This is a genomic window from Streptomyces chartreusis NRRL 3882, assembly GCF_900236475.1.
GTDB lineage: Bacteria > Actinomycetota > Actinomycetes > Streptomycetales > Streptomycetaceae > Streptomyces > Streptomyces chartreusis_D.
Window position 1 is genome coordinate 3,382,357 of sequence record NZ_LT963352.1, and the last position, 16,845, is coordinate 3,399,201.

Sequence of the window (16,845 nt, forward strand, 5' to 3'; positions counted from 1 at the left end):
CCTACCGCGAGAGCAGTCCCGCCGCCTGCCCCGCCACCGGCACGCTCTCGACCGACTGGGCCTGCGCCACCGGCCCCGTCAGCTCCTTGGACTTCACCGGCTTGAAGTCGGCGACCTCGGTGCCGACGCTGTTGTCGAGCGGGTCGACTCCCGTGCCGGCGAGGGGGTTGGGCTTGAGGCCCGTGACCGGACCGGTGGTGTGACCGACGGCCTGGGTCGCGGTCCGCAAGCCGGTCTGGGGGTCGGTCCTGCCGAGGGAGGTGTGGGCCACGTCCAAGATCGAGCCGGTGCCCGCCGCGGCCGTCGCCGTCCCCGCTCCGAGCGCCACTCCCGCGGTCGCGAGCACGGCCAGGGCACGCCTGACGGTCGGCTTCTTGGGCGAGTCGTGTCGGGTCATCGCTGCCACCTTCTGATGCACTGGGTAATCGATTCGACACAAAGGGTAGTTGAGGTGTGACGCGCGCATCAAAGGCGACCCGCGGGGTCGTACGGCCCCCGATGGATGCCTCACACTGGTGTCCCGTGAGTTCCCCTCTGGCCATACCGACGCGAGTCGTGCTGCTCTGCGGCCCATCCGGCTCCGGCAAGTCCCTCCTCGCGGCCCGCTCCGGCCTCCCGGTGCTGCGGCTCGACGACTTCTACAAGGAGGGCGACGACCCGACGCTGCCGCTGGTGGCGGGGAGTTCGGACATCGACTGGGACCATCCTGCATCGTGGGACGCGGACACGGCCGTCGCCGCGATCACCCGGCTGTGCCGCACGGGCCGTACGGACGTTCCCGTCTACGACATCGCGCAGAGCGCCCGCACCGGCACGGAGACGGTGGACATCGGGCGGACCCCGCTGTTCATCGCGGAGGGCATCTTCGCCGCGGAGATCGTCACGCGCTGCCGGGAGCTCGGCGTCCTCGCCGACGCGCTGTGCCTGAGCCGCGGCCCGGTGAGGACGTTCCGCCGCCGCTTCCTGCGGGATCTGCGGGAGGGCCGCAAGTCGGTGCCGTTCCTGCTGCGCCGCGGCTGGCGTCTGATGCGGGACGAGCGCAAGATCGTCGCCCGCCAGACCGCGCTGGGCGCGTACGCCTGCGACCGCGACGAGGCGATGGGCCGGCTGGCGGCCGCGGCGGCGGGCCGCTGTGCGAGCCTCGGTACGGCGGCCTAGGCAACGAGAGAAGCGGGACTGGACGGACCCCCCGGCCCTCCAGTCCCGCTCTTGTGCTCCCCCGTTGTCCTCCCCCGTGTTTCCCCCACTTCCTGAGGAGACGCCCCCCAGCGTCTCCGCAGTTCCCCCGTGGGCCCCGGTTCCAGTCCCCCGTGGGGCCCCTTTGGTGCTCCCCCCCGACCTTCAGGCGACGAGCTCGCCGAAGGCGTCCTGCTCGTCACGGCCGAAGCTGAGGACCTCGTCCTCGCGCAGCCGGCGGAGCGACCGCCAGATGCTGGACTTCACCGTGCCGACACTGATGTCGAGGATCTCCGCGATCTCCGGGTCCGTGCGGCCCTCGTAGTAGCGCAGGACCAGCATGGTGCGCTGGAGCTCGGGCAGCCGGGCCAGCGCCTGCCACAGGACCGCGCGCAGTTCGGTGCCGCGCATCGCGTCCGTGTCGCCGGGCGTCTCCGGCAGTTCCTCGGTCGGGTACTCGTTGAGCTTGCGGCGCCGCCAGGCGCTGATGTGCAGGTTGGTCATGGTGCGGCGGAGGTATCCGCCGACCGCGGCCTTGTCACTGATCCGGTCCCACGCCCGGTACGTCGAGAACAGCGCGCTCTGGAGCAGGTCCTCGGCCTCGAAGCGGTCGCCGGTGAGGTGGTAGGCGGTGGCGTACAGGGAGGCGCGGCGCTCCTGGACGTAGGCGGTGAACTCCGCCTCCGACAGCGAGCGGCGCTCCCCCGAGTCCTCCCCGTACGCGGCTCCCCCGTGAACCGCCCCCGTCCCCTTGTTCTCCCCCGTGTGCGCGTCAACCACCGTCATGAACGCGGTGTGCTGACGCCCGGTGCCGCGAGCGCACCCCCGCCCGCTCACGGCACCGGACTTCTCGGAACCCCGGTTCACGTCGTGCAGACGCGTGACCACTGCGCTGGTGCTGGTGCCGTGCAGCGTGTTCATCTCGCGCCCCCCGTCGTGGACTTCCGGTGTGCGGCCCGCCGGTCGGGCGGGCTTTCCTGCGTGTGCCGAAAAGCTTGCCGCGGCACTTTCATGGCCGTGTCCGCCGACTGTCACAGACCTGTCACAGGGGTCTGCGACAGGACGGCCATGGCCCGTGCACAGGCGTCGGCGCTACGCGCGGCCCTCATCTCGGCCCACAGGTCGAACCCCGGCCCCTCCATGGGCCAGAATGTGCCCGTGCCTTCCCTGTTGCTGATCGAGGACGACGACGCCATCCGGACGGCCCTGGAGCTCTCACTGACGCGCCAGGGTCACCGGGTGGCGACCGCTGCCAGTGGTGAGGACGGTCTGAAGCTGCTGCGCGAGCAGCGGCCGGATCTGATCGTGCTGGACGTGATGCTGCCCGGCATCGACGGGTTCGAGGTGTGCCGGCGCATCCGGCGCACGGACCAGTTGCCGATCATCCTGCTGACCGCGCGCAGCGACGACATCGACGTGGTCGTCGGTCTGGAGTCCGGCGCCGACGACTACGTCGTCAAGCCGGTGCAGGGGCGGGTGCTGGACGCCCGGATCCGGGCCGTGCTGCGGCGCGGCGAACGGGAGTCCAACGACGCGGCGACGTTCGGCAGCCTCGTCATCGACCGCTCGGCGATGACCGTGACGAAGAACGGCGAGGACCTCCAGCTCACGCCGACCGAGCTGCGGCTGCTGCTGGAGCTGAGCCGGCGGCCGGGGCAGGCGCTGTCGCGGCAGCAGCTGCTGCGGCTGGTGTGGGAGCACGACTACCTGGGCGACTCGCGGCTCGTGGACGCCTGTGTCCAGCGGCTGCGCGCCAAGGTCGAGGACGTGCCCTCGTCCCCGACGCTGATCCGTACCGTGCGGGGTGTCGGTTACCGGCTGGATCCGCCTCAGTGAGACAGCGGCACCACCAAGGGGGGGACCGCGGCTGGACCGCGGCGCGCAAGGGAGTCCTGTCGCGGCTGCGCTTCACCAGCCTGCGGCTGAGGCTGGTCGTCGTCTTCGGCCTGGTGGCGCTGACGGCCGCCGTGTCCGCGTCCGGCATCGCGTACTGGCTCAACCGCGAGGCGGTGCTCACCCGCGCCCAGGACGCCGTGCTGCACGACTTCGAGCAGGAGATGCAGAACCGGGCGGGTGCGCTGCCCGAGCATCCGACGCAGGACGAGCTCCAGCACACCGCGGGCCAGATGGCGGGCAGCGACCAGCGCTTCAGCGTGCTGCTGGTCGCGAGCAACGCCGACGGCAGGACCGTCTACGGCAGCTCCGGCGGGCTGAGCGGCTTCTCGCTGCAGGACGTGCCGGTCTCGCTGCGCACGGCGGTGAACAAGAGGCAGAAGGTCGACGGGGCCGACAAGCACCCGTACCACCTGTACTGGCAGCGGGTCGTCGACCACGACACGCCGTATCTCGTGGCCGGTACGCGGGTGATCGGCGGCGGTCCGACCGGTTACATGCTGAAGTCGCTGGAGCCGGAGGCGAAGGACCTCAACTCGCTGTCCTGGTCGCTGGGGATCGCCACCGGGCTCGCGCTGATCGGCTCGGCGCTGCTCGCGCAGGCCGCCGCGACGACCGTGCTGAAGCCGGTGCAGCGGCTCGGGGCGGCCGCGCGGCGGCTCGGCGAGGGCAAGCTGGACACCCGGCTCAGGGTGTCCGGGACCGATGAACTCGCCGACCTGTCGCGGACCTTCAACAAGGCGGCCGAGGCGCTGGAGAAGCGGGTCGCCGACATGGCCGCGCGGGACGAGGCGTCCCGGCGGTTCGTCGCCGACATGAGCCATGAGCTGCGGACGCCGCTCACCGCCATCACCGCCGTGACGGAGGTGCTGGAGGAGGAGCTGGAGGCGGAGACCGGGAGCATGGACCCGATGATCGAGCCGGCCGTCCGACTGGTGGTCAGCGAGACGCGGCGGCTGAACGACCTGGTCGAGAACCTGATGGAGGTCACCCGCTTCGACGCGGGCACGGCCCGGCTCGTCCTGGACGACGTCGACATCGCCGACCAGATCACCGCGTGCATCGACGCCCGCGCCTGGCTGGACGCGGTCGAGCTGGACGCCGACCGCGGCATCCACGCCCGGCTGGATCCGCGCCGTCTGGACGTCATCCTCGCCAACCTGATCGGCAACGCGCTCAAGCACGGCGGCTCCCCGGTGCGGGTGTCCGTCCGCGAGGCCGACGACTCGCTCGTCATCGAGGTGCAGGACCACGGGCCCGGCATCCCCGAGGACGTCCTGCCGCACGTCTTCGACCGTTTCTACAAGGCCAGTGCCTCCCGGCCGCGCTCCGAGGGCAGCGGCCTGGGCCTGTCCATCGCCCTGGAGAACGCCCACATCCACGGCGGCGAGATCACCGCGGCCAACTCGCCCGACTCGGGCGCGGTGTTCACCCTGCGGCTCCCGCGCCACACGTCCGGGCCGGGGGAACAGCCCGCCGAGGGCGAGCGGAAGCCAGGGGACGACACCGGCCAGGACCGGGGCGCGGACTCGAAGGGGGACGCCTGATGACCACACGTCTCGTGTCCAGGGCCCGGATCGGTGCGGTGTCCGTGCTGGCCCTGCTGCTCGCCGGCTGCGGGATCCGGGCCACGGAGGTGCCGACGAACTTCGGGCCCGCGCCGTCGCGGGTGCGCTGTTCGCTCGCCGAGCCGGACGTGTCGACGCAGACCGCCCGGGGGCTGCCGGTGCAGGTGTTCCTGCTGTGCGGGTCCTCGCTGGTGACCGTCGACCGGACCGTGCGGGTCCCGGACGGCGCGGCCGACTCCGAGCGGCGGATGCTGGTGGCGCAGGGCCTGCTGGACCAGCTCGCGGCGTCGCCGTCGCCCGCCGAGAAGGAGGCCGGCTACAGCACGGACGTACGCGGCGGCATCACCGTGGGCGGGCCCCGGCCCGGCGACCCGGAGGACACACTGCGGCTGAGCACGGCGCCGGACAGCCTCACCTCGTACGCCCTCGCCCAGATCGTCTGCACCTTCTCCGACTCGGCGGCCGCCGAGGGCGACGGCTCCGTGGTCCTGGGCGGCCCCGGCGCCGGCTCCCCGCGCCGCTACGAGTGCACGGACGAGGTGCGGGCCCGCCCGGGCAGCAAGGAACCGCCCTCCAAGGAGGCGGCCGGGGCGTGAGCGGGCCGGGCACCGCCGGGCTGTGGCGCACGCCTCACAGGCCGACCGGGGCCCGTCCCGGAACCGATCCTGCCGGAGGCCGCGTCTTGAGGGGCGTGCGTCAAGGCTCCATCGGCGGCAGCGCCGCGTTCCGCATCCGTGTGACAGGAGGTGTCCTCCTCGTCGCACACCTCGCGTTCGTCGCCTGGCTGACGCTGCGGCCGCTGGACGTGCCCTGGGTGATGCCGGCCAATCTGCGGCCGTTCGACGGCATCCGGGCCGATCTCGCCCTGGGCTGGCCCGAGGCGGCCCGCCGGATCTGTGAGGGGCTGGCCCTGCTCGCCCCGCTGGGCGTGCTGCTGCCGATGGCGAGCGGCAGGCTGTTCGTCTCGCCGCTGGCGTCCCTGCTGAACACCGTCACGGCCGGCGCCCTGCTGTCACTGGGCATAGAGCTGCTCCAGACCGGCGTTCCCGGTCAGGTCGTCGACGTCGACTCGCTGTTCCTCAACACCGCGGGCGTGGCCCTCGCGCATCTCGCGCTCGTCCCCGCCGGCCGCTCCTGGCTGCGCCGCCGGACCACGGCGCGCCCGCCCCGTGCGCCCCTGCCCCCGGAGGAGCCGGCTCAGGGTCGGACCCCGACGATTCCCAGGGTCGGGATCGCCCCGTGGAGCGACGCTTTGCCCCCTTCGTCTCCGTAGCGTGGAGTGCAGATGGGGTACTCGGACGAGAGGCCTCACGACACCTCACGAAGGAGCCGCACATGTCACGCCTCGCCCGCCCCACCCACGGCCGCATGATCGGCGGAGTGTGCGCCGCGCTGGCACGGCGCTTCGGCACCTCCACGACGACGATGCGGGTGATCTTCCTGGTCTCGTGCCTGCTGCCCGGCCCCCAGTTCCTGCTGTACATCGCGCTGTGGATCCTGCTGCCCTCGGAGAGCAAGGTGCAGAACAAGGCGCAGACGGCCTGGTAGCCACCCGTCGCGGAAACGCCGATGGGGCGCACCCTGTGTCCAGGGGTGCGCCCCGTCGGCGTGTGTCCGCCCGTGGCGGGAGGGTCAGGCCGGAAGGCCGTTCACCGGGAGCCCGCCGAGCAGCTTGGCGGCCGGGCCCGTCGGGCCCTGGGCGAGCAGCTGCCCGGCGACCGGCTGGGCTGCGGCGAGACCGGTACCCGCCAGGGTCTGGCCCTGGCCCACCGCTTCACCCGAGCCCGCCGGCAGCGTCTGGGAGAGCTGTTCGGCCGGGAGCGCCTGGGTGACGCTCTCCAGCGCCTGGGCGGTGTCGGGGACGGCCGGGGCGGCCTGGGCGGCGCCCGCACCGGTGGCGGCGAAGGCGGCACCGAGAGCGGCGACACCGAGGGACTTGGCAGCAGACTGCTTCATGAAAGTGCGTCCTCGCAATGAGATGAAGGGGTGTGTGAGCGGTGCGGCGACCGTATTCACGCGGCGCCATCCGCCGCAAACATCGAAATGCGGACGGCTTGTGAAAACCGTCCGCATTCCCTGTGTGCCGATGTGCCCCGGATCAGCCTTCCGAAGCCCCGGAACCGCTGGTGGAAGCGGTCTGCCGGAACAGCCATTCGGATTTCAGCTCGGCATAACCCGGCTTGATCACGTCATTGATCATGGCCAGCCGTTCATCGAAAGGAATGAACGCTGATTTCATCGCATTGACTGAGAACCACTGCAGGTCGTCGAGCGTGTAGGCGAACGCCTCGACAAGGTGCTCGAATTCCCGGCTCATGCTCGTGTGGGACATCAGGCGGTTGTCCGTGTTCACCGTGGCCCGGAAGTGCAGCCGCCGCAGCAGCCCGATGGGGTGCTCGGCGTACGAGGCCGCCGCCCCGGTCTGGAGGTTGGAGCTCGGGCACAGCTCCAGCGGGATGCGCTTGTCCCGGACGTAGGAGGCGAGCCGCCCGAGTTCGACGGTGCCGTCCTCGTGGACCTGGATGTCGTCGATGATCCGCACCCCGTGCCCGAGCCGGTCGGCGCCGCACCACTGGAGGGCCTGCCAGATGGACGGCAGCCCGAAGGCCTCCCCGGCGTGGATGGTGAAGTGGTTGTTCTCGCGCTTGAGGTACTCGAAGGCGTCGAGGTGCCGGGTGGGCGGGTAGCCGGCCTCGGCACCCGCGATGTCGAAGCCGACGACGCCCAGATCGCGGTAGCGGTTGGCGAGTTCGGCGATCTCCAGGGCGCGGGCCGCGTGCCGCATGGCGGTGAGCAGGGCGCCGACGCGGATGCGCAGGCCCTTCTCCCGGGCGCGGCGCTCCCCTTCCCGGAAGCCCTCGTTGACGGCCTCGACGACCTCTTCGAGGCTCAGACCGCCTTCGAGGTGCTGCTCGGGGGCGTAGCGCACCTCGGCGTAGACGACGCCGTCCGCGGCGAGGTCCTCGGCGCACTCGGCGGCGACCCGCACCAGGGCGTCTCGGGTCTGCATGACGCCCACGGTGTGGGAGAAGGTCTCCAAGTACCGTTCCAGGGAACCGGAGTCGGCGGCCTCGCGGAACCAGATGCCCAGTTTCTCCGGATCGGTCTCCGGGAGCTGGGAGTAGCCCGTCGCGCGGGCGAGTTCGACGATGGTGCCGGGGCGCAGACCGCCGTCGAGGTGGTCGTGCAGCAGAACCTTGGGCGCCCGTTGGATCTGGTCCGGTGTCGGGGTGTTCGCGATGGTCTGGCTCGTCATTTCCGCACTCTAACTCCTACGCGCGTAGATGGCGTGCCCTCGGATCCTTTACATTTCCGTCGATACGTAACGGTGACCGCAAGGACGGGTCGAGTACACCCGCGCTTCTGACACTGTTCTGTCATGGCACACCAACCGACGCCGGTTCGCAGGGCCCGGCTGGGCAGGACATTCGGTCCGGGGCCGTCGGCGGTCAGCGGCGTGGTGCTGCTGCTCCCCGGCGGCGACGAGGTCTCCGGCCGCAGGCCGTCCCCCATGGTGGCGACCGCCTCCGTACGCGCCCTGGGCCGCCGCCTGGCCCGCGCGGGCCGGGACGAGGGTCTCGTCACGCACGTGGTGCACTACCGCTACCGCGGCTGGAACGGCAGCGAGGCCAACCTCGCGGCCGATGCGGCCTGGGCGGCGGACGAGGTCGTGCGGCGTTACGGGGACGTTCCCGTCTGCCTCGCCGGCATCGGCATGGGCGGCCGGGCCGGGTTGCGCGCGGGTGGCCACGAGGCCGTCAACTCCGTGCTGGCCCTCGCTCCTTGGCTGCCGGAGGAGGATGTGGCCGCGCCACCCGAACCGGTGAAGCAGTTGGTGGGGCGGCAGGTGCTGATCGTGCACGGCACGAACGACGGGCGGACGGATCCCGAGTTGTCGTTCCGGCTGGCGGCGCGGGCGAAGAAGGCGAATCGGGATGTGTGCCGGTTCGAGGTGCATGCGGACGGGCACGGGCTGAATCAGTACCGGGACGAAGTGCTCGCGCTGGCCGAGGACTTCGTGATGGGGGCGTTGTTCGGGCGGGCTGTGTCCCGTCCCGTGCGGGACGCTTTTGCGGCGCCGCCGCCGTTGGGGTTGCGGATGCCGTTGGCCGCCGGGTTCAGTCCTTCGAGGCGGTAGCGCCGTGGGGGTGCTTGTCAGTCGGCCAGTGCGGGTCGTTTACGGCTTGTCGCGCAGTTCCCCGCGCCCCTTCAGGTCGGCAACAAGCTGCCTCTTCTTGAGAGCAGGAACCTTTTGAAGGCTGCCACCGGGGGTGTGTCCGGGTGGCCCTCCAGCCAGGCCACGCCGATCTCTCGGGCCGCGCGTGGGGCCGTCACCGTCAGCTCGACCACCCCTGGGCGGGGGACGGCAGGTGGTGGGAGGAGGGCTACCCCCAGGCCCGCCGCCACCAGGCCCCTCAGGGTTTCCGCCTCCTCTCCCTCGAAGGCGATCCGCGGCTTGAAGCCGGCCTCCTTGCAGAGGTCGTCGGTGATGCGGCGGAGGCCGTAGCCGGGTTCCAGGGTGACGAACATCTCGTCCGCGGCCTCGGCGAGGCGGATGCGGCGGCGGCCCGCGAGGGAGTGGTCGGCCGGGACGACGAGGCGGAGTTTCTGTTCGTCGAGGCGGCGGGCGACCAGGTCGGGGGCGTCGGGGACGGGGGACGTCAGGCACAGGTCCAGTTCGCCGGCGCGGAGGCGTTCGAGCATGGCCTCGCCGTAGTTCTGGACGAGGCTGAAGCGGACGCGCGGATGGTCGGCGCGGAAGGCCTGGAGGAGGCCCGGGACCGTCTCGGCGCCCATGGTGTGCAGGAAGCCGAAGGCGACCTTGCCGGTGGTGGGGTCGGCATCGGCCCGCACCTCCTCGGCGGCGCGCTCGACCTCGGCCAGGGCCCGCTCGACGGAGGTGAGGAAAGTGCGCCCGGCCGGGGTGAGGGAGACCGTGCGGCCGTGGCGGGCGAAGAGGTCGACGCCGAGGTCCTGCTCCAGGCGGGCCATGGACCGGGAGAGGGTCGACTGGGGGACGTTCATCTCCTGGGCGGCGCGGGTGACGTGCTCGGTACGGGCGACGCCCGCGAAGTACGCGAGGCGGGGCGCCAGCACCTTGGACATCTCTGCCATGTCTTCTGTGTCACTGGATGGTGACAGCCGAGCCGCTGAGCTGTGTTGATGCGCCATGGGAACGATTATGGCGGTTCCATGCATTGGACGGATCAGTGGGCGCGTACGTAGGTTCGAGGCATGTCTCCCGCCAGTACCGGGGCGTCCACGATCGTGGGCGCCGATGCCGCTGTCCCTGCCGCCGACTCACGTATGTCCCCGGGCGGGCCCGGCTACCGCCGGATGAGCCTCGCCCTCTTCCTCGCGGGTGTCGCGACCTTCGCGCTGCTGTACTCCACGCAGGCGCTGCTCCCGCTGATCTCCGGCGAGTTCGGGGTGGCGGCGAGCGACGCGAGCTGGACGGTGGCCGCCGCGACGGGCGGGCTGGCGCTGTTCGTCCTGCCGATGAGCGCCCTGTCGGAGCGTTTCGGACGGCGTACGGTCATGACCGCCTCGCTGGCCGTGGCGGTGACCGTCGGGTTGCTGGTGCCCTTCGCACCGTCGCTGGGGGTCCTGGTCGTGCTGCGGGCGCTCCAGGGCGCGGCCCTGGCCGGGCTGCCGGCGTCGGCGACGGCGTACCTCGCGGAGGAGGTCAGCCCCAAGGCGCTGGTCACCGCGATCGGACTGTTCGTCGCGGGCAACAGCGTCGGCGGGATGAGCGGCCGGGTCATCACCGGCTGGGTCGCGCAGGAGTGGGGCTGGCGGGTAGCCGTCGGTGTGATCGGCGCGATCGCCGTGGCGTGCGCGGTGGCCTTCCGGCTGCTGCTCCCCGCCCCGAAGAACTTCAAGGCCGGTTCGCTGCGGCCGCGCGTGCTGGCCCGGACGGTCCGTGACCATCTGTCCAACCCGCTGCTGTGCCGGCTGTACGCGATCGGCGCGCTGTTCATGACGGTGTTCGGCGGCGTGTACACGGTCATCGGCTACCGGCTGACCGAGGCCCCGTTCTCGCTGCCGCAGGGCATCATCGGCTCGATCTTCCTGGTGTACCTCGTCGGTACGGTGTCCGCGTCGACGGCCGGCCGTCTGGTGGGCCGGCTGGGACGCCGGGGCGCGCTGTACGCGGGCGGCGGTACGACGGCGGCGGGCCTGCTGCTGTCCCTGGCGGGCTCGCTCCCGCTGGTCCTGCTGGGCCTGGTCCTCATCACGGCGGGCTTCTTCGCGGGCCACGCGGTGGCCTCCTCCGCGGTCAGCAAGACGGCCACGACCGGCCGCGCACAGGCCTCGGCGCTCTACCAGTCGGCCTACTACATCGGCTCCAGCGCGGGCAGCACGGTCGGCGCCATCGCCTTCCACGCGGGCGGCTGGGCCGGGACGGTCGGCGTCGGGCTGCTGGCGGTCCTGGGCGTCGTGACGATCACGGTGTTCGGGACGCGGGCGGCGCGGATGCAGCGCCGCCCGGCCACGGCCGCCTGAGCCTCGAAGCCTGACTCCTCCCCCTGGTCGGGGCCGGTTGTCAGTGGCCGCGGATAACGTCCGCGTCTACTGACCACCGGATTCGACCAGGGGGATCTTTCATGGAGTTCCGCATCGACCGTACGGCGTTCGCCGAGGCCGTGGGCCGGGCCGTACGGGCGCTGCCCGCGCGGACGCCGGTGCCGGTGCTGGGCGGGCTGCTGCTGGAGGCGGACGCGGGGCGGCTGGCCGTGACGGGGTTCGACTTCGAGGCGGCGGTACGGGTGGAGGCCGACGCCGAGGTCGCGGTGCCCGGGCGGGCGCTCGTCCTGGGGCGGCGGCTGCTGGACGTCTGCCGGGTGCTGCCGGACGGGCCGGTGAGCTGCGCCCTGGAGGCGTCGCGGTTCACGGTGGAGGCGGACGGTACGCGGTTCGGGCTGTCGACGCTGCCCCTCGCCGAGTACCCGGCCCTGCCGGCGCCGCCCGCGCCGTACGGCACGGTGGACGGCGCCGCGTTCGCGACGGCCGTCTCCCAGGTCGCCGTGGCGGCCGGGCGCGACGACACGCTGCCGCTCCTGACGGGCGTCCAACTGCGTCTGGACGGTGGTGAGATGACGCTGGCCGCTTCGGACCGCTACCGGTACGCCGTGCGGCGGCTGGAGTGGCGGCCGGGGGCGGCGGCCGACGGGGTGGTGGACGCGTTGCTGCCCGCGCGGCGCCTGCTGGACGTCGCGCGGTCGCTGGGCCGCGGCGGGGACGTGCTGATCGGGTGGGACCCGGCCGGTGGCGGCGGGCTGATCGGCTTCGAGGGCGGGCGGACGCGGACGGCGCTGCGGCTCCTGGACGGGCGGCTGCCGACGTACAGGTCGCTCTTCGACATGGCGGGGGCCGCGGTCGCCGAGGTGGAGTGCGAGGGGCTCGCGGAGGCCGTCCGGCGGGTCGCTGTGGTGGCGGAGGCGAACAGTCCGGTGCGGCTGGACTTCTCGTCCGACGGGTCCGTCATGCTCCGCGCCGGCTACGGCGACGACGTGGCGGTCCAGCGCCTGCCGGCCACGCTGACCGGTGCCGACGAGATGCCCGTGGCCTTCAACCCGGCCTATCTGCTGGACGCGCTGACGGCCTTCGAGAGCCCGCGCGTGCGGCTGGAACTGCTGGGGGCGGGGCAGCGGGCGCTGCTGCACGCGGTGCCGGACGGCGGGGCCGCCGAGGCGGCCGGGGAGCACCGGCATTTGCTGATGTCGGTGAAACAGCTGGTCTGAAGCGCCGCTTCCACCTGCGCTTTTGCGTGCTCGGGGGGCCGTTGTCAGTGGGCTGCGGTAGCTTCCGAAGTGCTGGACGCGATGGCGCGTGACAGAACTTCCACAGGGGTGGGTGGACGATGACGAACGGCACGGCGACACCGACAGACCTGGACACCAGACTGGAGGCACACCGGACCGAGCTGACGGGGTACTGCTACCGGATGCTCGGCTCCTCCTTCGAGGCCGAGGACGCGGTGCAGGACACGATGGTCCGCGCCTGGCGCAGCTACGACAAGTTCGAGGGCCGCTCCAGCCTCCGCTCCTGGCTCTACCGCATCGCGACCAACGTGTGCCTGGACATGCTGACCGCGGGCAACAAGCGCGCCAGGCCCATGGACCTGACCGAGTCCACCCCCCTCGCGCAGGCGGCCCTCTCCCCCCGCCCGGACAACACCTGGCTGGAGCCCATGCCGGACGCCCGCGTGCTGCCCACGACCGACGACCCGGCGGAGGCGGCCATAGCCAAGGAGTCCGTGCGGCTCGCCTTCATGGCCGCCCTTCAGAAGCTGCCGGCCAAGCAGCGGGCCGTGCTGATCCTGCGCGAGGTGCTGGCCTGGAAGGCCAGCGAGGTCGCCGAGCTGCTGGGCACGTCGGTGGCGTCGGTCAACAGCGCCCTCCAGCGGGCCCGTGCCACCCTGGCCGAGCAGCCGGAGCCGGGCGCCGACGCGACCGTGTCCGACCCGCTGGACGAGGACCAGCAGAAGCTGCTGGACCGCTATGTGGCGGCCTTCGAGGGCTACGACATGACGGCGCTGACGGCTCTGCTGCACGAGGACGCGGTCATGACGATGCCGCCGTTCGACCTGTGGCTGACCGGCGTCAGCGACATCACCGGCTTCATGACGACGCTCGGCGCGCCCTGCGCGGGCTCCCGGCTGGTGCCGGTCCAGGTCAACGGCCTGCCGGGGTTCGCCCAGTACAAGCCGGACCCGGAGTCCGGCGGCTTCACGCCGTGGGCGGTCCAGGTGCTGGAGATCTCAGACGGCCGGATCACCGGGTTCCACTGCTTCCTGGACACCAAGCGCTGGTTCCCGCTCTTCGACCTGCCCCTCCACCTCGAAGCGGAGACCGACCAGGTCGAGGAGGGCGCGTAGGGCCGGGTCGGGGTCGCGCAGCCGTATCCGTCCCCCGGCCCGGCGGGCGGCCAGCTGGAGTCGCGCGAGCAGGTCGACGGCGGCGAGCCCGGGCGGCCCGAGGCCTCCGACGTCGCACACCACGACCCGGGCACGGCTGGTGTGCAGCAGTGCCCTGACGTCGTCGCTCAGTCCGCTCACCTCGTCCCGGGCGACGGGACCGGCGAGCACGAGCACGGGGGGTGTCATGGCGTCCACGATCGGTAGACCGGGCGGGCGGCGGTAACTCATCGCGGCTTGTCCGTCCTGTCGGCGCCGTGAGGATCACATTGACCTCGGTACGGCCTTCCCCGGAGGGTTGGCTGTATGCCCCATGCATCTGCCCGTCCCGCGCTGTCCGATGCACGTGTCGCCGGTGAGGGGACGTCGTGCAGGGGGTGCTGAGCGGCTTCGCGGTCATCGCGGTCGTCATCGGGGTCGGCTATCTGATCGGCCGCCGGGGACATCTGGGCGACGGCGGGCGCGAGGTCCTGACCAGGCTGGCCTTCCATGTGGCGTCTCCCGCCCTGCTCTTCACGACTCTCGCCCAGGCCGACCTGTCGGTGATCTTCTCCGACCGGCTGCTGGTCACGGCGGTGAGCACGGCAGCGGCGGCGGGTGTGTTCGTGGCGGTGGGTGCCGTGCGCGGCTGGGGAGTGGGCCGGACGACGATCGGCGCGCTGTGCTCCAGCTACGTCAACTCGGGCAACCTCGGCATCCCGATCGCGGTGTACGTGCTGGGCGACGCGTCACTGGTCGCGCCGGTGCTGCTGTTCCAGCTGGTGGGCGTCATGCCGGTGGCGCTGACGGTCCTGGACCTGGCGAGCGGCGGGGAGAAGCGCCCGTTGTGGCAGCGGCTGCTGACGCCGCTGCGCAATCCGATAGCGCTGGGCTCCCTGGCGGGTGTGGCGGCCTCGGCATCGGGCTTCCAGGTTCCCGGCCCCCTGATGGATCCGCTCACCCTCATCGGCAACATGTCGGTCCCGGCGGTGCTGCTGGCCTTCGGCATCTCCTTGCGCGGCAGCACGCTCCCGCTGCGCGGGGCGGAACGGGCCCCTGTCCTGCTCGCCGTGACCCTCAAGGCCGTCGTCCAGCCCCTGGCCGCCTGGGCCCTGGCAGCGGGCGTCTTCGGCCTGCACGGGGCTTCCCTGCTCGACGTGGTGGTGACGTCGGCGCTTCCGGCGGCGCAGAACCTGTTCACGTACGCGAGCAGCTATCGGGTGGGCGAGGTGCTGGCGAGGGAGGCGATCTTGTTGTCGACGGTGGTGTCGGTGCCGGTTCTGGTCGTGGTGGCGGCGGTGTTGGGGTGACTCAGGCCCCGGCGAACTCGCCTGTGTCGAGTTCGAGGTCGAAGGGCGGTGGAAGCATGAGCCGTTCTCCGAACTTGCCTGCGCGCAGGAGGCGGTACACGCCTTCCTTCGGCTCCCCGTACAGCGTCACTGTCGGCCCGCCGGGCGCCATGCCGTCCACCAGGAGATAGAGCGGCACACCCGCCTCGGCGTACCCCATGGCCTTCGCACCGCGGTCATGCCGGGCGGTGGCCCTCGAGGTGACCTCAACCGCGAGCTGGGCAGCGGAAGCGGGCACGAAGTGGTCGCCGCCCTCGTTCGGCAACTCCGGTACGACGACGAGGTCGGGCACATACAGCCCGAGCCGCGCCGGAACGGCCGTGCCCAGCCGCTGGAAGATGTTCCAGTGGCTGGGGATCACCTCGAAGAGGCGGCGCTGGACACGCTCGACGACGCGGTGATGCCTGTTTGTGCAAAGTGGTGCCACGGTGACGAGGCCCTCGATGATCTCCACCTTGCACCCCTTGGGAGCATCCGTCTGCTCCCAGATCCAGACCAGCTCGTCCCACTCGTTGTCAGTCAGGATGTAGTCGCCGCCCAGCACGCTCATGGCGCCCTTCAACACGCGGAACGGGACCGGCGGAGGTCCACCGGTCCCGTTCACCCGGACGGTGAACCGCCTGGTCAGGCGATACGTTCCAGCACCACCGGCGACGCCGTGAAGTCCGTCCCCGGCGCCGCGATGTCGTACGAGCCCTCGACCGCGTCCAGCGCGTACGCGAAGCGTTCCGGCGTGTCCGTGTGGAGGGTCAGGAGGGGCTGGCCCTCGGTGACCTGGTCGCCCGGCTTGGCGTGCATCTCGATGCCCGCGCCCGCCTGGACCGGATCCTCCTTGCGCGCGCGGCCCGCGCCCAGGCGCCAGGCCGCGACGCCGATGTCGTAGGCGTCGAGGCGGGTGAGGACGCCCGAGGACGGGGCCTTGATCACGTGCTGTTCGCGGGCCACCGGGAGCGCCGCGTCCGGGTCGCCGCCCTGGGCCGTGATCATGCGGCGCCAGACGTCCATCGCCGAGCCGTCGGCCAGGGCCTTCGCCGGGTCGGCGTCCCTGATGCCCGCCGCGTCGAGCATCTCGCGGGCCAGGGCGATCGTCAGCTCGACCACGTCCGCGGGGCCGCCGCCCGCCAGGACCTCCACCGACTCGCGGACCTCCAGCGCGTTGCCGGCCGTCAGACCGAGCGGGGTCGACATGTCGGTGAGCAGCGCGACCGTCCTCACGCCGTGGTCGGTGCCCAGGCCGACCATCGTGGAGGCCAGTTCACGGGCGTCCTCCAGGGTCTTCATGAAGGCGCCCGTGCCGACCTTCACGTCCAGGACCAGCGAGCCCGTGCCCTCAGCGATCTTCTTCGACATGATCGAGGAGGCGATCAGCGGGATCGCCTCGACCGTGCCCGTGACGTCGCGCAGTGCGTACAGCTTCTTGTCGGCCGGTGCCAGGCCGTCGCCCGCCGCGCAGATCACCGCGCCGGTGCCGTCCAGGACGGACAGCATCTCCTCGTTCGACAGGAGCGCGCGCCAGCCGGGAATCGACTCCAGCTTGTCCAGAGTGCCGCCCGTGTGGCCGAGGCCGCGACCCGAGAGCTGGGGGACAGCGGCGCCGCAGGCGGCGACCAGGGGCGCCAGCGGCAGGGTGATCTTGTCGCCGACGCCGCCCGTGGAGTGCTTGTCGGCCGTCGGGCGGGACAGCGACGAGAAGTCCATGCGCTCGCCGGAGGCGATCATCGCGGCCGTCCAGCGGGCGATCTCGCGCCGGTTCATGCCGTTGAGCAGGATGGCCATCGCGAGGGCCGACATCTGCTCGTCGGCCACCTCCCCGCGGGTGTACGCGTCGATGACCCAGTCGATCTGCTCGTCGCTGAGTTCGCCGCGGTCCCGCTTGGTGCGGATGACGGAGATGGCGTCCATGGCCATGGCTTGGGCTTCCTTCCGAAGGATCCAGAAGCCGTACGGCCCCTCCGATCCG

19 protein-coding genes are annotated in these 16,845 nt (G+C 71.8%); 11 read left to right on the plus strand and 8 right to left on the minus strand.

The genetic code is table 11. The features are described from left to right. Position 1 precedes the first annotated feature (1 nt). Positions 2 to 397 (minus strand): hypothetical protein, encoded by a 396-nt coding sequence (locus SCNRRL3882_RS14995; RefSeq protein ID WP_010048898.1) that lies wholly within the window; start codon positions 395 to 397, stop codon positions 2 to 4. Between the two features lie 56 nt (positions 398 to 453). Here SCNRRL3882_RS14995 and SCNRRL3882_RS15000 point away from each other — a divergent pair, with 56 nt between their 5' ends. Beyond that, positions 454 to 1,158 carry a uridine kinase gene (locus SCNRRL3882_RS15000; protein ID WP_078603015.1) on the plus strand — a complete coding sequence of 235 codons (705 nt, stop codon included), beginning with the start codon at positions 454 to 456 and terminating at the stop codon, positions 1,156 to 1,158. 183 nt (positions 1,159 to 1,341) lie between these two features. Here SCNRRL3882_RS15000 and SCNRRL3882_RS15005 read toward each other — a convergent pair whose 3' ends face one another. After that, positions 1,342 to 2,097 carry a SigE family RNA polymerase sigma factor gene (locus tag SCNRRL3882_RS15005; RefSeq protein ID WP_010048895.1) on the minus strand — a complete coding sequence of 252 codons (756 nt, stop codon included), beginning with the start codon at positions 2,095 to 2,097 and terminating at the stop codon, positions 1,342 to 1,344. Between the two features lie 237 nt (positions 2,098 to 2,334). Between SCNRRL3882_RS15005 and afsQ1 the strand changes: the two genes are divergently transcribed. The 5 genes from afsQ1 (at position 2,335) to SCNRRL3882_RS15030 (ending at position 6,185) form a co-directional block, all read left to right on the plus strand. Then, positions 2,335 to 3,012 carry a two-component system response regulator AfsQ1 gene (gene afsQ1 / locus SCNRRL3882_RS15010; protein ID WP_010048893.1) on the plus strand — a complete coding sequence of 226 codons (678 nt, stop codon included), beginning with the start codon at positions 2,335 to 2,337 and terminating at the stop codon, positions 3,010 to 3,012. Next, positions 2,910 to 4,616 (plus strand): ATP-binding protein, encoded by a 1,707-nt coding sequence (locus SCNRRL3882_RS15015; protein WP_418952395.1) that lies wholly within the window; start codon positions 2,910 to 2,912, stop codon positions 4,614 to 4,616. The genes afsQ1 and SCNRRL3882_RS15015 overlap by 103 nt, the downstream gene beginning before the upstream one ends. Next, positions 4,616 to 5,233, plus strand: a complete 618-nt coding sequence (locus tag SCNRRL3882_RS15020; protein WP_010048885.1) for a hypothetical protein — start codon at positions 4,616 to 4,618, stop codon at positions 5,231 to 5,233. Before SCNRRL3882_RS15015 ends, SCNRRL3882_RS15020 begins: the two co-directional genes overlap by 1 nt. Before the next feature lie 95 nt (positions 5,234 to 5,328). Continuing rightward, entirely contained in the window at positions 5,329 to 5,910 is a 582-nt protein-coding gene (locus SCNRRL3882_RS15025; RefSeq protein WP_010048884.1) for a VanZ family protein, read from the plus strand. A gap of 62 nt (positions 5,911 to 5,972) precedes the next feature. Beyond that, positions 5,973 to 6,185, plus strand: coding sequence for a PspC domain-containing protein (locus SCNRRL3882_RS15030; protein ID WP_010048883.1), 213 nt, complete (start codon positions 5,973 to 5,975; stop codon positions 6,183 to 6,185). Between the two features lie 84 nt (positions 6,186 to 6,269). Here the strand turns inward: SCNRRL3882_RS15030 and SCNRRL3882_RS15035 are convergent, their stop codons facing one another. Then, the gene (locus SCNRRL3882_RS15035) at positions 6,270 to 6,593 is read right to left on the minus strand and encodes a hypothetical protein (RefSeq protein WP_010048881.1); all 324 of its coding nucleotides are present in this window, start codon (positions 6,591 to 6,593) and stop codon (positions 6,270 to 6,272) included. Between the two features lie 142 nt (positions 6,594 to 6,735). Beyond that, entirely contained in the window at positions 6,736 to 7,893 is a 1,158-nt protein-coding gene (locus SCNRRL3882_RS15040; RefSeq protein WP_010048879.1) for an adenosine deaminase, read from the minus strand. 123 nt (positions 7,894 to 8,016) lie between these two features. On the opposite strand from SCNRRL3882_RS15040, the gene SCNRRL3882_RS15045 reads away from it, so the two are divergent. Further along, a complete protein-coding gene (locus SCNRRL3882_RS15045) occupies positions 8,017 to 8,775 on the plus strand; it encodes an alpha/beta hydrolase (RefSeq protein ID WP_029181804.1) in 759 nt (252 codons plus the stop codon). A gap of 71 nt (positions 8,776 to 8,846) precedes the next feature. On the opposite strand, the gene SCNRRL3882_RS15050 is transcribed toward SCNRRL3882_RS15045, so the two are convergent. Further along, entirely contained in the window at positions 8,847 to 9,809 is a 963-nt protein-coding gene (locus SCNRRL3882_RS15050) for a LysR family transcriptional regulator (RefSeq protein ID WP_029181803.1), read from the minus strand. Between the two features lie 63 nt (positions 9,810 to 9,872). On the opposite strand from SCNRRL3882_RS15050, the gene SCNRRL3882_RS15055 reads away from it, so the two are divergent. From SCNRRL3882_RS15055 to SCNRRL3882_RS15065, 3 genes are all read left to right on the plus strand, one after another. Then, positions 9,873 to 11,144, plus strand: coding sequence for an MFS transporter (locus tag SCNRRL3882_RS15055; protein WP_029181802.1), 1,272 nt, complete (start codon positions 9,873 to 9,875; stop codon positions 11,142 to 11,144). A 101-nt stretch (positions 11,145 to 11,245) separates the two neighbouring features. Beyond that, entirely contained in the window at positions 11,246 to 12,382 is a 1,137-nt protein-coding gene (gene dnaN / locus SCNRRL3882_RS15060) for a DNA polymerase III subunit beta (protein WP_010048872.1), read from the plus strand. A gap of 119 nt (positions 12,383 to 12,501) precedes the next feature. Beyond that, on the plus strand, positions 12,502 to 13,518 hold the full coding sequence (locus SCNRRL3882_RS15065) for a sigma-70 family RNA polymerase sigma factor (protein WP_010048871.1): 1,017 nt from the start codon (positions 12,502 to 12,504) through the stop codon (positions 13,516 to 13,518). Here SCNRRL3882_RS15065 and SCNRRL3882_RS15070 read toward each other — a convergent pair. Next, on the minus strand, positions 13,402 to 13,788 hold the full coding sequence (locus SCNRRL3882_RS15070; RefSeq protein WP_158688487.1) for an STAS domain-containing protein: 387 nt from the start codon (positions 13,786 to 13,788) through the stop codon (positions 13,402 to 13,404). The genes SCNRRL3882_RS15065 and SCNRRL3882_RS15070 overlap by 117 nt on opposite strands. 137 nt (positions 13,789 to 13,925) lie before the next feature. Between SCNRRL3882_RS15070 and SCNRRL3882_RS15075 the strand changes: the two genes are divergently transcribed. Continuing rightward, positions 13,926 to 14,846 carry an AEC family transporter gene (locus tag SCNRRL3882_RS15075; protein WP_010048869.1) on the plus strand — a complete coding sequence of 307 codons (921 nt, stop codon included), beginning with the start codon at positions 13,926 to 13,928 and terminating at the stop codon, positions 14,844 to 14,846. 1 nt (position 14,847) lies between these two features. Here the strand turns inward: SCNRRL3882_RS15075 and SCNRRL3882_RS15080 are convergent, their stop codons facing one another. Then, a complete protein-coding gene (locus SCNRRL3882_RS15080; RefSeq protein ID WP_010048868.1) occupies positions 14,848 to 15,435 on the minus strand; it encodes a Uma2 family endonuclease in 588 nt (195 codons plus the stop codon). A 74-nt stretch (positions 15,436 to 15,509) separates the two neighbouring features. Then, complete coding sequence (locus SCNRRL3882_RS15085; protein WP_010048867.1) at positions 15,510 to 16,787, minus strand: thymidine phosphorylase; 1,278 nt, start codon at positions 16,785 to 16,787, stop codon at positions 15,510 to 15,512. Between the last annotated feature and the right edge of the window lie 58 nt (positions 16,788 to 16,845).

Excerpts from the sequence above, each read along its gene's own strand:
- SCNRRL3882_RS14995 (WP_010048898.1), bottom strand. The coding sequence starts at position 397 with ATGACCCGACACGACTCGCCCAAGAAGCCGACCGTCAGGCGTGCCCTG.
- SCNRRL3882_RS15005 (WP_010048895.1), bottom strand. The coding sequence starts at position 2,097 with ATGAACACGCTGCACGGCACCAGCACCAGCGCAGTGGTCACGCGTCTG.
- SCNRRL3882_RS15020 (WP_010048885.1), top strand. The coding sequence starts at position 4,616 with ATGACCACACGTCTCGTGTCCAGGGCCCGGATCGGTGCGGTGTCCGTG.
- SCNRRL3882_RS15030 (WP_010048883.1), top strand. The coding sequence starts at position 5,973 with ATGTCACGCCTCGCCCGCCCCACCCACGGCCGCATGATCGGCGGAGTG.
- SCNRRL3882_RS15035 (WP_010048881.1), bottom strand. The coding sequence starts at position 6,593 with ATGAAGCAGTCTGCTGCCAAGTCCCTCGGTGTCGCCGCTCTCGGTGCC.
- SCNRRL3882_RS15040 (WP_010048879.1), bottom strand. The coding sequence starts at position 7,893 with ATGACGAGCCAGACCATCGCGAACACCCCGACACCGGACCAGATCCAA.
- SCNRRL3882_RS15045 (WP_029181804.1), top strand. The coding sequence starts at position 8,017 with ATGGCACACCAACCGACGCCGGTTCGCAGGGCCCGGCTGGGCAGGACA.
- SCNRRL3882_RS15050 (WP_029181803.1), bottom strand. The coding sequence starts at position 9,809 with ATGGCGCATCAACACAGCTCAGCGGCTCGGCTGTCACCATCCAGTGAC.
- SCNRRL3882_RS15055 (WP_029181802.1), top strand. The coding sequence starts at position 9,873 with ATGTCTCCCGCCAGTACCGGGGCGTCCACGATCGTGGGCGCCGATGCC.
- dnaN (WP_010048872.1), top strand. The coding sequence starts at position 11,246 with ATGGAGTTCCGCATCGACCGTACGGCGTTCGCCGAGGCCGTGGGCCGG.
- SCNRRL3882_RS15065 (WP_010048871.1), top strand. The coding sequence starts at position 12,502 with ATGACGAACGGCACGGCGACACCGACAGACCTGGACACCAGACTGGAG.
- SCNRRL3882_RS15070 (WP_158688487.1), bottom strand. The coding sequence starts at position 13,788 with ATGAGTTACCGCCGCCCGCCCGGTCTACCGATCGTGGACGCCATGACA.
- SCNRRL3882_RS15080 (WP_010048868.1), bottom strand. The coding sequence starts at position 15,435 with ATGAGCGTGCTGGGCGGCGACTACATCCTGACTGACAACGAGTGGGAC.
- SCNRRL3882_RS15085 (WP_010048867.1), bottom strand. The coding sequence starts at position 16,787 with ATGGACGCCATCTCCGTCATCCGCACCAAGCGGGACCGCGGCGAACTC.